This is a genomic window from Mesorhizobium sp. 01N446, from assembly GCF_056399285.1.
In genome coordinates this window covers 268,991-281,501 of the sequence record NZ_JBFTRA010000005.1, presented here as the reverse complement: position 1 = coordinate 281,501, position 12,511 = coordinate 268,991, and the positions used below count along the sequence as shown (strand labels likewise).

Sequence of the window (12,511 nt, the reverse complement as noted above, 5' to 3'; positions counted from 1 at the left end):
GATGGGAAATGCGGGCCAGAATCAAAGCTTCCAGCCCGAATGCAGCGCGGCAATGCCGCCGGAATAGTTGCGGAAGGAAACGCGGTCGAAGCCGGCGCGGGAAATCATCGCCGCGAAATTCTGCTGGTTGGGGAATTTCGCGATCGATTCGACCAGATAGGAATAGGGCTCACCGTCGCCGGTGACCATCTTGCCGATCCTGGGAATGGCGTTGAACGACCAGGCTTCATAGGCCTTGTCGAGCAGCGGCATTTCGACCTCGGAAAATTCCAGGCACAGGAACCGGCCGCCCGGCTTCAGCACGCGGAACGCTTCCGCGAGCGCGACATCGATGCGCGGCACGTTGCGGATGCCGAAAGCGATGGTGTAGGCGTCGAATGTGGCATCGGCAAAGGGCAGTTCCTCGGCATTGGCCTCGACAAAATCGGTGTTGCCGGACAGGCCCTTCTTTTGCGCCCTATCGCGGCCGACACCGAGCATCGAGCCGTTGATGTCGAGCACCGTGGCGTGCGCGTTGCCATGGCTGGCATCGATGATGCGGAAGGCGATGTCGCCGGTGCCGCCGGCCACGTCCAGGACCTTCCAGCCCGCCCGCTTCGGCGGATTGAGCCAGGTGACCATGGCATCCTTCCACAGCCGGTGCAGGCCAGCCGACATCAGGTCGTTCATCAGGTCGTAGCGGTTGGCGACCTTGTGGAAAACATCGTTGACCAGGGACTGCTTCTCGCCTTCCCCTACACGCTTGAAACCATAGGAGGTTTCCATGCCGCCCGCGGCCGTGGTTCTCTCAACTGACATTTTTTTGATCCGTCATAAAACCGGCGGGACCATAGCCGATCGATGCTGTGGGCGCTATTGTTTAAGGCGCGGTGTTCAGCCGCGCTTCCAGGTGGTGGGTTTTCAAGACCTGGACTGACCGACGGGATGTTTGAATGCCTTTGAAAGCGGAACTGCACTGCCATATTGAAGGGGCAGCGGCGCCCGAACTCGTCATCCGGCAGGCGCAGAAATACGGCAAGGATACCTCACCCTATATCCAGAACGGTTCCTTCGTCTGGCACGATTTCACGTCCTTCCTCGCGGCTTACGATTTTTCCGCCGATCTGTTCCGCACCGAGGAGGACTACGCCCGGCTGGCCGACCACTATCTGACCAGCCTTGCCCGCGACGGCGCCATCTATTCCGAAGTGTTCACCTCGCCGGACCATGCGACGAAAGCCGGCCTGTCGCCCAAGGCCTATACCGACGCGCTCGGCGAAGGCATGCTGCGCGCCAAGGCCAAGACCGGCATTGAGGGCCGCATGATCGTCACCGGCGTGCGCCATGTCGGCGTCGAGTCGATCGAGCAGGCGGCGCGCTTCGCGGCGCGTTGCGGGCATCCGCTGGTCACCGGCTTCGGCGTTGCCGGCGACGAGCGCATGGGCGAGATGGAAGACTATGTCAGGGCTTTCGAGATCGCGCGCGAGGCCGGGCTCGGCATCACCATCCATGCCGGCGAACTGACGGGCTGGGAGACCGTGCAGGCGGCGCTCGACCATATCCGCCCCTCGCGCATCGGCCATGGCGTGCGCGCCATCGAGAATCCGGACCTTGTCCGGCGCATCGCCGACGAAGGCATCGTTCTGGAATGCTGCCCTGGTTCCAACATCGCGCTCAAGGTGTTCGATAGTTTTGCCGACCATCCGTTTCCGACCTTGCAGGCGGCCGGCTGCAAGGTGACGCTCAACTCCGACGACCCGCCCTATTTCTGGACCTCGCTGAAGCGCGAATACGATATCGCGGCGGAGCATTTTGCGATGAACGAAAAGGCGCTTGCCGCCGTCACCAGAACCGCCATCGAAGCCGCCTTTGTCGACAGGAAGACCAAGGCGGCACTTCTTGCCCGGCTGAACGGCGCGGCGCGCTGATTTTCTCCGACAAAGCTGTGGTCGGTTGCCGCCAGGCGGTTCCTTGGCCGCTTCATAGCCGCTAGGGTCGTTCCAGCTGCCTGAAGCGCGTCCGCGCGCCGGGCGACACGCATCAGGAGAACATCATGAAGGGCGTCACCGTCGTCGACCATCCGCTTGTGCAGCACAAGCTGACCATCATGCGCAAGAAAGAGACGTCCACGGCCGGTTTCAGGCGGCTGTTGCGCGAGATATCGCTGCTGCTCGGCTACGAGGTCACGCGCAATCTCGAGCTGACCACCACCACCATCGAAACGCCGATCGAGACCATGGAAGCGCCGACACTGGAGGGCAAGAAGCTGGTGTTCGCTTCGGTGCTGCGCGCCGGCAACGGCCTGCTGGAAGGCCTGCTCGACCTGGTGCCGGCGGCGCGTGTCGCCCATATCGGCCTCTACCGCGACCACGAGACGCTTGAGGCGGTCGAATATTTCTTCAAGGCGCCGAGCGACCTCGCCGACCGGCTGGTGATCGTCGTCGACCCGATGCTGGCGACGGCCAATTCGGCGATCGCGGCGATCGACAAGCTGAAAGGGCGCGGCGCCACCAACATCCGCTTCCTCTGCCTTCTGGCGGCGCCCGAGGGTATCGAGCGCTTCACCAAGGCGCATCCGGACGTTCCGGTCTTCACGGCGTCCATCGACCGCCAGCTCAACGAGAAGGGCTACATCATGCCCGGCCTCGGCGACGCCGGCGATCGCATGTACGGGACGAAATAGCACGAGCTGGCTCGGTGCGATTTACCGAATGTTTACGCAACGGCGCGGTTTTGGCGCCCGTTAAAGCGGCAAACACCATCCGGCGCTAAAGGATCGACCGTAACAAAGGCCGATCCATGCTGCGCAAGCTTCTCATCCTCAGCGTCTTTGCCGGGACATCGGCATCGATCCCTGTCGTCTATCAATCGAATCCGCAGATATTCGAAAACCTGCTGAAATCGACGGTGACGGCCAGGCCCGAGGTCGAGGCACAACCGCAAGTCAACCTGGCGTCGGTTCCCGACAAGCCGGTGGCGCCGCTGCCGACCGGCCGCAAGGTTGTCGTCGCCGCGGACGGGCGAGGACATTTCTCGTCGACCTTCAAGTTAAACGGCCGTCAAGTCGACGGCATGATCGACACCGGCGCCACCCTGGTGGCGGTCAACACGTCGACGGCACGCCGGATCGGGCTGTCGCTCAATCCGTCGGATTTCAGCCATGAGGTGAACACCGCCAACGGCTCGATCAAGGCGGCGGTGGTGACGATCGATCGGCTGCAGATCGGCAGCATCAGCGTCGACGGCGTGCAGGCCATCGTGCTCGACGACAAGGCGCTGCAAACCAATCTGATCGGCATGAGCTTCCTCAGCCGGCTCGGCAAATTCCAGGCCGAAAACGGCACGCTGCTGCTTGTCCAATAATCAACCGCGCGGCAGGATCCGCCGGATGACGGTTTTGTCCGCCGGTGGTTTCGAGGCGCCGATCGCATAGGCCGAAACCACGGCGGCTGCGGCCGCCTCGGCATCGGCGGGCGAGCGGGCATGGATCAGCGCCAGCGCGTCTCCGGCATGGACTTCCGCGCCTATGGGCAGCAGCCTGGTGATGCCGACGCTGGGGTCGATCTTGTCGTCAGGCCTCGTGCGCCCGCCGCCCAGGCCGACCACCGCAAGGCCGATGTCGCGCGTGGCGATGCCGGTGACGAAACCGCCCGTCGTCGCCTTGACCGGCAATTCCGTTGGCGCGTCGGGCAGATATTTTTCCGGCCTCTCGATGAAATCCGCGGGGCCGCCGAGCACCGCCACCATGCGCGCGAAGGTGGCGGCGGCGCGGCCGCTGGTGAGCGTCTCGGTGGCGCGCCGCAAGCCGTCCTGGTTGGACGACACCAGTCCCGTCGACTGCAGCATTTCAGCGGCCAGCGCCAGCGTCACATCCTCCAGCCGCCGGTCGCGCAGGCGGCCGGTGAGGAAATCGACGGCGTTGCGCACCTCGACGGCGTTGCCGGCGGCCGAGGCCAGCGGCTCGTTCATGCCGGTGATCAGCGCCGAGACCTTCAGCCCCGCGCCGCTTGCGACCTCGACGAGGCTGTTGGCGAGCGCGGTCGCGTCGCGCGACTTCTCCATGAAGGCGCCGTTGCCGACCTTGACGTCGAGCACCAGCGAACACAGGCCGGCGGCCAGCTTCTTCGACAGGATCGAGGCGGTGATCAGTGGCACCGATTCCACGGTGCCGGTGACGTCGCGGATGGCATAGAGCCGGCGGTCGGCGGGCGCCAAATCGGCGGTCTGGCCGATGATGGCGCAGCCCGTTTCCAGCACCGCCTGGCGAAACAGCGCGATATCGGGCTGGCTGGTATAGCCGGGGATCGCATCCATCTTGTCCAGCGTGCCGCCTGTATGGCCAAGGCCACGGCCCGAAATCATCGGCACATAGGCGCCGCATGCGGCCACGATCGGGGCCAGCATCAGCGAGACATTGTCGCCGACGCCGCCGGTCGAATGCTTGTCGGTGACCGGGCCGGGCAGGTCCGACCAGTCGAGCACATCGCCGGAATCGCGCATGGCCAGCGTCAACGCGACGGCCTCGTCGCGGTTCATGCCATTGAAGAACACCGCCATGGCGAAAGCCGCGGCCTGGCCATCGGTGACGGCGCCCGAGGTCAGGCCGTCGATGAAGGCTGCGATTTCACCGGCCGATAGCCTGTGGCCGTCTCGCTTGTGGCGGATGATTTCCTGCGGAAGCATCAGGTCTCCAGCAGTCCGTCGCGGAACACCCTGTGCAGGACCGTGGCCAGCCGCGACCCGCCGACCGGCGCCATGTCCTTGGTCTCCTGGTGCGAAAGTTCGGCTCCGGTCATGCCGGCCGCCAGATTGGTGATGACCGAGCAGGCAGCGACACGCAAGCCAAGGAAGCGGGCGAGAATGACTTCCGGCACGGTCGACATGCCCACGGCGTTGGCGCCCATGATGCGCGCCATGCGGATTTCGGCCGGCGTCTCGAAACACGGGCCGGAAAACCACATATAGACGCCCTTGTGCAGCGCGGTGCCGGTCGCCTTCGCGGCGCCTTCGATCGCCTTGCGGATGCCTGCGTCATAGGCTTCGGTCAGGCCGACGAAGCGGCGGTCGCTCGGCTCGCCGATCAGCGGGTTGCTGCCGGAGAAATTGATGTGGTCGGTGATCATCATCACCGAGCCCGGCGGCATGTCCGGGTCGACCGAACCGGCGGCATTGGTGAGGATCAGCTTGGTGATGCCGATACCGGCGAGCACCTCCAGCACCGGCCGCATCGCCGCCGCGTTGCCGTGCTCGTAGTAATGGGCGCGGCCGGACAGCATCAGCACCGGCGTGCCGGCAAACAGGCCCGCCACCACTTCGCCAGCATGGCCGCTGACGCCGCTTCTGGGGAAACCGGGCAGGTCGGCATAGGGGACGCGGATCGGATGCTCGATCCGGTCGACAAGGACGCCGAGGCCCGATCCCAGCACCAGCGCCGTCGTCGGCGCCAAGCCGTCCAGCCTTTCGATCAGATGGTCCACGGCCTTTTCGGTCATTGCAGCCCGCTCTTCATTTCAGCCAATTCTTCATTTGAGAATATCGCCGCGGAAGCCATAGGGCAGCATGTCGCCCATGGTGACGGTTTCGGCGACGCCTGCATTGTCGCAGAGATAGAGTTTTGTGTCCGGCTGGCAGAATTCGGCCAGCCGCTGGCGGCAGCCGCCGCAAGGCGAGCATTTGGCCATGCGTTCGGCAAGGACCGCGATTTCGACGATCTTGCCGCCGCCGCCCATGATGTAGTGGCCGAGCGCGGTGGTCTCGGCGCACCAGCCTTCGGGATAGGAGGCGACTTCGATGTTGGCGCCGGCGAAGACGCGTCCGTCCTCGGTGCGCAAGGCAGCACCCACCGGGAATTTCGAGTATGGCGCGTAGGCCTTGGCCATGGCGGTCCTGGCCGCTTCGAACAGATCATGCGACATGTCAGTTGTTCTCTCCGATGATCGTGTCCAAAACCCGGCGCTTTCGCTGGGCCGCCGACGTTCAGCGTTCCTTGACGTAGGGCACACCGCCGGCGCGCGGCGGGATGGCCTTGCCGATGAAACCGGCAAGCAGGATGACGGTGAGGATATAGGGCAAGGCCTGCATGAACTGCACCGGCACCTTGCCGATGATCGGCAGCGGCGAGCCCTGCAGGCGGATCGCCGCAGCGTCAAGGAAGCCGAACAACAGGCAGGCGAACATGGCGTTGACAGGCTTCCATTTGGCGAAGATGAGTGCTGCCAGCGCGATATAGCCCTTGCCGGCGGTCATGTCCTTCACGAAGCCGCCATTCTGCACCATCGACAGATAAGCGCCAGCGACGCCGGTGAGGATGCCGGTGCAGATCAGGGCGCGGTAGCGCAGCCAGGCGACCGAAATGCCGGCGGTGTCGACAGCGGCCGGATTCTCGCCGACGGCGCGCAATCTGAGGCCGAAGCGGGTGCGGAACAGCACCCACCAGGTGAACGGCACCATCAGGAAGGCGAGGTAGACCAGCAGCGAATGGCCTGAGATCAGTTCCGCATAGATCGGCCCGATGATCGGAACGTCCCTGACCGCCTCGGCGCCGGGCCAGACAATCGCGTCGAACCGCTCGCCCGGCTGCAGCGCCGGCGTGCGCCCGCCCTGCTGGAACCAGGCCTGACCGAGGATGATGGTCGAGCCGGCGGCGATGAAATTGATCGCCACGCCGGACACGATCTGGTTGCCGCGGTGGGTGATCGAGGCGAAGCCGTGCACCATCGCGAAGGCGACCGAGATCAGGATTGCCATGCCGAGGCCGACAAAGGCCGAATGGAAGACGGAAGCAGCCGCGGCGCCGGCGAAGGCGCCGACCAGCATCTTGCCTTCCAGCCCGATGTCGAAGATGCCGGAGCGCTCGGAAAAGAGGCCGGCGAGGCAGGCAAGCAGCAATGGCACCGACAAGCGGATGGTCGAGTCCAGTATCTGCACGATGGCGATAAAGACATCCATCTCAGGCGCCCTTTCCCTTGACCGCTTCCATGCCGACCGACCTTGGACTGAACGAGGCGAACAGGGCCTGGATGTAAGGCCTGAACATGTGTTCGAGCGCTCCGGCGAACAGGATCACCAGGCCCTGGATGATGACGATCATGTCGCGGCTGATCGCCGGCATCTCGAAGGCGAGTTCGGCGCCGCCCTGATAGAGCATGCCGAACAGGATCGCCGCCAGTACGATGCCGACCGGGTGCAGACGTCCCATCAGGGCCACGGCGATGCCGACGAAGCCGGCGCCGGAGACGAAGTCGATCGCGACATTGTGCTGGTCGCCCATCACCGGATTGAGCGCCATCATGCCGGCGAGCGCGCCGGAGATCATCATCGCGGTGATGATGATGCGGGTTTCCGAAATGCCGGCATAGCGCGCCGCCTTGGGGCTGTGGCCGTAGGTGCGCATCTCATAGCCGAGCTTGGTGCGCCAGATCAGCAGCCAGACCAGGAAGGCCATGAGCAGCGCCAGCAGGAAGGTGACGTTGAGCGGCGCCGAGCGGATCTTGGCGCCGAACAGCTCGATGATCCAGTTGAGTTTCGGCAGTTCGGCACCGGCGAAGAAGTTGCGGGTTTGCGGCGCTTGCGACCCCGCTGGCTTCAATGGTCCGACCAGCAGATAGACCATGATCGAGGCGGCGATGAAATTGAACATGATGGTGGTGATGACGATGTGCGAGCCGCGCCTGGCCTGAAGGTAGGCGGGGATCAGCGCCCACAAGGCACCGACAAGCGCCGAAGCGACGATGGCCATCGGAAATGTCAGCCACCAGGGCAGCGTGCTGTCGAAGGACAGGCAGACGATGGCGATGCCCAGGCCGGCTATGTAGGCCTGTCCCTCGGTGCCGATGTTGAACAGGCCGCAATGCGCCGCCACCGCCACCGAAAGTCCGGTGAAGATGAAGGTGGTGGCATAGAAGAGGGTGAAGGCGATGCCTGTCCCTTTGCCAAAGGCGCCCTCGACCAGGACGACGGCGGCGCGGAACGGGTTCTCGCCGACCAGGAGCACGACGAAGCCGGCGACGATGAATGCCACCGCCAGGTTGATCAGCGGGATCAGCCCATAATCGGCCCAGGCCGGCAATTTGGCGTAAGGGGTGCTCATTCCGCGGCCTCCTGGCGCTCGACACCCGCCATCAACAGGCCCAGTTCGCCCTCGGTCGCCTCCGGGCCGCGTTCGCCGACGATGCGGCCGGCGAACATCACCAGGATGCGGTCGGACAGCGAACGGATCTCGTCGAGCTCGACCGACACCACCAGCACCGCCTTGCCCTGGTCGCGCATGGCGATCAGGCGCTTGTGGATGAATTCGATGGCGCCGACATCGACGCCGCGTGTCGGCTGGCCGACGATCAGCACGCCGGGATCCTGCTCCATCTCCCGCGCGAGCACGATCTTCTGCTGGTTGCCGCCGGAGAAATTCGCAGTCTTCAGGCGCGGATTGCTTGGCCGAATGTCGTATTTCTCGATCTTGTCCTTGGCATCGGCCATGATGGCATCGACATTGAGGAACGGCCCTTTGAGATAGCGGGGGTCGTCGTGATAGCCGAGGATCGAGTTCTCGTTCTCCTCGAAGGCCAGCACCAGCCCGACATGGTGGCGATCTTCCGGCACATGCGCCAGCCCGCGGTCGCGCAGTTCGCCGGGGTCGGCCTTGCCCGTGAGATCGATCGGCTTGCCGTCCAGCATGACGGAGCCGGAAACCGCGTGCCTGATGCCGGAAATCGCCTCGAGCAGCTCGGATTGGCCGTTGCCGGCGACACCGGCAATGCCGACGATCTCGCCGGCGCGCAGGTCAAAGGAGATATCGTCGACCATGGTGACGCCACGCGAATCCTTCACCGTCAGGTTCTTGACCGCGAGCTTGACGGCGCCGGCTTCGGCTTCGCCCTTTTCGACCCGAAGCAGCACGCGGCGCCCGACCATCAGTTCGGCCAGTTCGCCCACCGTCGTCTTGCTGGTTTCGCGCGTCGCCACCATCGTGCCCTGGCGCATGACCGAGACATTGTCGGTAATGGCCATGATCTCGCGCAGCTTGTGGGTGATCAGCACCACCGTCTTTCCCTGTTCCTTCAACTGCTTGAGGATGCGGAACAGGTGGTCGGCCTCGGCCGGCGTCAAGACGCCCGTCGGCTCGTCGAGGATCAGGATCTCGGCGCCGCGATAAAGCGCCTTGAGAATTTCGACGCGCTGCTGCAGGCCGACCGGCAGTTCCTCGATGATGGCGTCGGGGTCGACTTCGAGCCCGTATTCGCGCTCCAGCCGCTCGAGTTCCGAGCGCGCCTTGGCGATGCTGCTTTTCAAGAGGGCGTCGCTTTCGGCGCCGAGAATGATGTTCTCCAGCACCGAGAAATTGTCGACCAGCATGAAATGCTGGTGCACCATGCCGATGCCGAGCGCGATCGCGTCGTTGGGTGTCTTGATCGACGCCGGCTTGCCGCCGACGTGGATCTCGCCGCTGTCGGCCTGGTAGAAACCGTAGAGGATCGACATCAGCGTCGACTTGCCGGCGCCGTTCTCGCCGACGATGCCGTGGATGGTGCCGCGCGCGATCTCCAGATTGATGTCGCGGTTGGCGCGCACGGCGCCAAAACTCTTGTTGATGCCGATCAGTTCGATTGCGGCTTGCGCCATGCAGCCAGTCCCACTCTTATTTTTTTATCGCTTGGTCAAAATGCCTAGCATGACGCCCCGCCCATGCCAATTGGCCGGAGCAGTATCCACTCTCGGCAAATCCCGGTGTGCTTGTCAATTTCCAACGTGTCCGCAGGCTTCATATTCGCTAATATGACGACGTCGAAATTCGCACCACCATGCAAGGCATTGTGGTGCAACATCAGGGACCGCGCATGATCATGCCCGCCGACCGGCTGACGACGCTGGAAATCCGCGCCGCCGAGCAGGAAAAGACCATAGAGGAACTGTCGGGGCAGATCGCCGAGCAGTGGACGGTGATCGAGCGCCTGCAGCGCAAGCTCGACGCGCTGACCGACCGCTTCCTGGCGCTGGAGGAGCAGGCGGCGCCCGATGTGCCGATAACCAAGCCGCCGCATTGGTAAGGACGAGGGGAGGGTACAAGCCATGGTCGGTGAAAGGGATCGCATCGCTCGGGCTGGCGACTATGTGCTCGGCCTGATGAACGATACAGACCGCGAACGGGCCGAGCGCGATCTGGAGATAGACCCTGCCTTCCGCGACGCCGTGCTGCAGCTTGCCGAACGCATGCACATGTTCGACCGGGCCGAAAAGCCTGCCTTGCCCGCCAATCACTGGGCGCTGGTTACGCAACGCCTCGCCGAATTGCCGCAGATGCGCAGCGTTGGACTGGCCAATGATGCCAAGCCGGTGATCCGAAGCCTGTCGCGCCCGCCCTACGGCGTTGGCGTGCATTCGCCTGGCGGCCGGCGCGGATTTGTCGTCGCCGTCGTGCTGATCGCTGTTTTCGCGTTGGGCTATCTGGTGGGTCGGCTATAGCCGGAGGTCGCGTGCCATCAGCAGCATCGGATGGCCGTCATGCTCGAACGGCTCGACGACTGCCCAGCCGAGCCCGGAATAGAAATTGCGCGCTTCCCACGTATAGAGGTAGAGCCTGCCCACACCGATCGACGCCGCATACGCTTCGACGGCCGCGACCAGCGCGCGGCCGATCCCCTTGTTGCGGTGATGGCGATCGACGACCAAGCCGGCCAACCATGGCGTCAGGTCGTGCGCCGGTTCCAATTCGTGGCGCACCAGCAGGCATGTGCCGACCGATGCGTCGCCGATCCGGGCCACCAGCGCCGTCTCGAAGCCGTCCCCCGCCAGTAGCGCGCGCAGCCCGGCGGCGTCCTCGTCCGGCGTCCTTGCGCTGCCTTCGAAAAAGGCGGCAACGCGCAATCGCGCCATTGGTTCGACGTCGCGTTCGGTCATGGGTTCTATGATCGGCGCCACTTTTGCCTCGGTGGTCAGAAGTCTCCCAAAAACAAAACCGCCGGGACAAGGCCCGGCGGTTCGCAAATCAGTGTCTCCCGATCAATATGGGCAGGCGTTGTCAGCCGTGTAGTCGTGCACCTGGATCTTGCCGGCGATGATGTCGGCCTTGGCCTTCTCGACCGCCGCCTTCATCTCGTCCGTCACCAGCGCCTTGTTGTTGTCGTCCATGGCGTAGTCGACGCCGCCTTCCTTGAGGCCGAGATTCTGCACGCCGCCCTTGAAGGTGCCGTTCTTGCCGTCCATGAAGGCGGTGTAGACGGCAACGTCGACGCGCTTCAGCATCGAGGTCAGCACCTTGCCGGGCTGCAGGCCGTTCTGGTTGGAATCGACGCCGATGCCGAGCTTGCCGGCATCCGCCGCCGCCTGCAGCACGCCGACGCCGGTGCCGCCGGCCGCGGCGTAGACCACGTCGGAACCCTGGTCGATCTGCGTCTTGGCGATCTCACCGCCCTTGGCCGGGTCGTTCCAGGCAGCCGGCGTGTCGCCGGTCATGTTCTGGATGACGTCGGTCGCACCGGCGGCCTTGGCGCCGCCGACATAGCCGCATTCGAACTTGCGGATCAGCGGGATGTCCATGCCGCCGATGAAGGAGACCTTCTTGGACTTCGAGGCCATCCCTGCCAGGATGCCGACCAGATAGGAGCCTTCATTCTCCTTGAACACCAGCGAGCGGACATTGGGCATGTCGACGGCGTCGTCGATGATGGCGAAGTTCAGGTCGGGATAATCCTTTGCGACCGCCTTGAGGGCATCTTCCCAGGCAAAACCGGCCATGACGATCGGGTTACGGCCATCCTCGGCGAAGCGGCGCAGCGCCTGCTCGCGCTGTGAAGCGTTGGACACTTCGAACTCGACATAGGCGACGCCGGTCTCGGTCTTGAACTTCTCGGCGCCATGGAAGGCAGCCTCGTTGAAGGATTTGTCGAACTTGCCGCCCAGATCATAGAGGATGGCCGGCTGGACATCCGCGGCGAAAGCCGGAAGAACCATTGCGGTTGCGGCCAGGAGGCCGAGAACGATACGTTTCATGTGATCCACACCCTGTCGGTTATTTTTTCCGTTACGCACCGCCTGCCTGCCCGGTTCTCCGGCAGGCATGCGACGTCAGCCAGGAGTGTATTCCCCTCCCGCTCCTGGGCAATCTGGCACGGCCCGAAACAAAATTCACGCGGAATTTTGACCTTTTGGAAAAGCGTGCCACGGGCGGGCCGCGCCGCAACTTGATCTTTGCCGATTGCCCCTGCCGATCAGTTGGCGGCGAATTGGTCCGTGCGCCGCTGGCGCCTGTAGCCGATGGCGTAAAGCAGGAAAGCCAGCACCGCGAACACGGCAAATCCCGGCTGGTTGAGCACCCAGGCGATGAAGCCGTCCCACAAAAGCGGACTGGCCTTGGCGCGGATGAAGGTTTCGAAGGCGGCCCGCGTGTCCGGCGAGACGGCCAGCCAGCTGGCGTTGAGCGGGGTCAGCACGAGCGCCGAGGCCGCCACGGTGCGCGTCGTGTCGAGCACCGCCATGATGACGGAGACCGACAGCGCGATCATGGCCGCTAGACGAAAAATGAAGCGAAACATCAAGC

General features: G+C 64.1%; 15 protein-coding genes. 5 read left to right on the top strand and 10 right to left on the bottom strand.

The window, feature by feature from the left end:
- Nucleotides 1–21: 21 nt before the first annotated feature.
- Nucleotides 22–798, bottom strand: coding sequence for a bifunctional demethylmenaquinone methyltransferase/2-methoxy-6-polyprenyl-1,4-benzoquinol methylase UbiE (gene ubiE / locus AC1DPX_RS20700; protein WP_477239224.1), 777 nt, complete (start codon nt 796–798; stop codon nt 22–24).
- A gap of 134 nt (nt 799–932) precedes the next feature.
- Between ubiE and AC1DPX_RS20695 the strand changes: the two genes are divergently transcribed.
- The 3 genes from AC1DPX_RS20695 to AC1DPX_RS20685 all read left to right on the top strand — a co-directional run bounded on the left by AC1DPX_RS20695 (nt 933) and on the right by AC1DPX_RS20685 (nt 3,342).
- Entirely contained in the window at nt 933–1,907 is a 975-nt protein-coding gene (locus tag AC1DPX_RS20695) for an adenosine deaminase (RefSeq protein ID WP_202357914.1), read from the top strand.
- Nucleotides 1,908–2,032: 125 nt separating this feature from the next.
- Nucleotides 2,033–2,662 (top strand): uracil phosphoribosyltransferase, encoded by a 630-nt coding sequence (upp, locus tag AC1DPX_RS20690; protein ID WP_010911460.1) that lies wholly within the window; start codon nt 2,033–2,035, stop codon nt 2,660–2,662.
- A 116-nt stretch (nt 2,663–2,778) separates the two neighbouring features.
- A complete protein-coding gene (locus AC1DPX_RS20685; RefSeq protein WP_477239222.1) occupies nt 2,779–3,342 on the top strand; it encodes a TIGR02281 family clan AA aspartic protease in 564 nt (187 codons plus the stop codon).
- Here AC1DPX_RS20685 and deoA read toward each other — a convergent pair whose 3' ends face one another.
- From deoA to AC1DPX_RS20655, 6 genes are all read right to left on the bottom strand, one after another.
- Nucleotides 3,343–4,662: a thymidine phosphorylase gene (deoA, locus tag AC1DPX_RS20680; RefSeq protein ID WP_477239220.1), complete on the bottom strand. Its 1,320-nt coding sequence runs from the start codon at nt 4,660–4,662 to the stop codon at nt 3,343–3,345.
- Nucleotides 4,662–5,471, bottom strand: coding sequence for a purine-nucleoside phosphorylase (locus AC1DPX_RS20675; protein ID WP_202357917.1), 810 nt, complete (start codon nt 5,469–5,471; stop codon nt 4,662–4,664). Before AC1DPX_RS20675 ends, deoA begins: the two co-directional genes overlap by 1 nt.
- Before the next feature lie 30 nt (nt 5,472–5,501).
- Nucleotides 5,502–5,894 (bottom strand): cytidine deaminase, encoded by a 393-nt coding sequence (gene cdd, locus AC1DPX_RS20670; RefSeq protein WP_477239218.1) that lies wholly within the window; start codon nt 5,892–5,894, stop codon nt 5,502–5,504.
- A 61-nt stretch (nt 5,895–5,955) separates the two neighbouring features.
- Complete coding sequence (locus AC1DPX_RS20665; protein ID WP_477239216.1) at nt 5,956–6,927, bottom strand: ABC transporter permease; 972 nt, start codon at nt 6,925–6,927, stop codon at nt 5,956–5,958.
- A gap of 1 nt (nt 6,928) precedes the next feature.
- Complete coding sequence (locus AC1DPX_RS20660) at nt 6,929–8,068, bottom strand: ABC transporter permease (RefSeq protein ID WP_477239214.1); 1,140 nt, start codon at nt 8,066–8,068, stop codon at nt 6,929–6,931.
- On the bottom strand, nt 8,065–9,597 hold the full coding sequence (locus AC1DPX_RS20655) for an ABC transporter ATP-binding protein (protein WP_477239212.1): 1,533 nt from the start codon (nt 9,595–9,597) through the stop codon (nt 8,065–8,067). The genes AC1DPX_RS20660 and AC1DPX_RS20655 overlap by 4 nt, the downstream gene beginning before the upstream one ends.
- Before the next feature lie 218 nt (nt 9,598–9,815).
- On the opposite strand from AC1DPX_RS20655, the gene AC1DPX_RS20650 reads away from it, so the two are divergent.
- Nucleotides 9,816–10,022: a SlyX family protein gene (locus tag AC1DPX_RS20650; protein WP_202359303.1), complete on the top strand. Its 207-nt coding sequence runs from the start codon at nt 9,816–9,818 to the stop codon at nt 10,020–10,022.
- Between the two features lie 22 nt (nt 10,023–10,044).
- On the top strand, nt 10,045–10,437 hold the full coding sequence (locus AC1DPX_RS20645) for a hypothetical protein (protein WP_477239210.1): 393 nt from the start codon (nt 10,045–10,047) through the stop codon (nt 10,435–10,437).
- Here the strand turns inward: AC1DPX_RS20645 and AC1DPX_RS20640 are convergent.
- From AC1DPX_RS20640 to AC1DPX_RS20630, 3 genes are all read right to left on the bottom strand, one after another.
- Nucleotides 10,432–10,872 (bottom strand): GNAT family N-acetyltransferase, encoded by a 441-nt coding sequence (locus AC1DPX_RS20640; RefSeq protein ID WP_477239208.1) that lies wholly within the window; start codon nt 10,870–10,872, stop codon nt 10,432–10,434. The genes AC1DPX_RS20645 and AC1DPX_RS20640 overlap by 6 nt on opposite strands.
- Before the next feature lie 102 nt (nt 10,873–10,974).
- A complete protein-coding gene (locus AC1DPX_RS20635) occupies nt 10,975–11,964 on the bottom strand; it encodes a BMP family lipoprotein (protein WP_202357923.1) in 990 nt (329 codons plus the stop codon).
- Nucleotides 11,965–12,182: 218 nt separating this feature from the next.
- The gene (locus tag AC1DPX_RS20630; RefSeq protein ID WP_477239206.1) at nt 12,183–12,506 is read right to left on the bottom strand and encodes a hypothetical protein; all 324 of its coding nucleotides are present in this window, start codon (nt 12,504–12,506) and stop codon (nt 12,183–12,185) included.
- Between the last annotated feature and the right edge of the window lie 5 nt (nt 12,507–12,511).

Coding starts and splice junctions, on each gene's coding strand:
- AC1DPX_RS20685 (WP_477239222.1), top strand. CDS start 2,779: ATGCTGCGCAAGCTTCTCATCCTCAGCGTCTTTGCCGGGACATCGGCA.
- upp (WP_010911460.1), top strand. CDS start 2,033: ATGAAGGGCGTCACCGTCGTCGACCATCCGCTTGTGCAGCACAAGCTG.
- AC1DPX_RS20665 (WP_477239216.1), bottom strand. CDS start 6,927: ATGGATGTCTTTATCGCCATCGTGCAGATACTGGACTCGACCATCCGC.
- deoA (WP_477239220.1), bottom strand. CDS start 4,662: ATGCTTCCGCAGGAAATCATCCGCCACAAGCGAGACGGCCACAGGCTA.
- AC1DPX_RS20675 (WP_202357917.1), bottom strand. CDS start 5,471: ATGACCGAAAAGGCCGTGGACCATCTGATCGAAAGGCTGGACGGCTTG.
- AC1DPX_RS20660 (WP_477239214.1), bottom strand. CDS start 8,068: ATGAGCACCCCTTACGCCAAATTGCCGGCCTGGGCCGATTATGGGCTG.
- cdd (WP_477239218.1), bottom strand. CDS start 5,894: ATGTCGCATGATCTGTTCGAAGCGGCCAGGACCGCCATGGCCAAGGCC.
- ubiE (WP_477239224.1), bottom strand. CDS start 798: ATGTCAGTTGAGAGAACCACGGCCGCGGGCGGCATGGAAACCTCCTAT.
- AC1DPX_RS20645 (WP_477239210.1), top strand. CDS start 10,045: ATGGTCGGTGAAAGGGATCGCATCGCTCGGGCTGGCGACTATGTGCTC.
- AC1DPX_RS20695 (WP_202357914.1), top strand. CDS start 933: ATGCCTTTGAAAGCGGAACTGCACTGCCATATTGAAGGGGCAGCGGCG.
- AC1DPX_RS20655 (WP_477239212.1), bottom strand. CDS start 9,597: ATGGCGCAAGCCGCAATCGAACTGATCGGCATCAACAAGAGTTTTGGC.
- AC1DPX_RS20635 (WP_202357923.1), bottom strand. CDS start 11,964: ATGAAACGTATCGTTCTCGGCCTCCTGGCCGCAACCGCAATGGTTCTT.
- AC1DPX_RS20640 (WP_477239208.1), bottom strand. CDS start 10,872: ATGACCGAACGCGACGTCGAACCAATGGCGCGATTGCGCGTTGCCGCC.
- AC1DPX_RS20630 (WP_477239206.1), bottom strand. CDS start 12,506: ATGTTTCGCTTCATTTTTCGTCTAGCGGCCATGATCGCGCTGTCGGTC.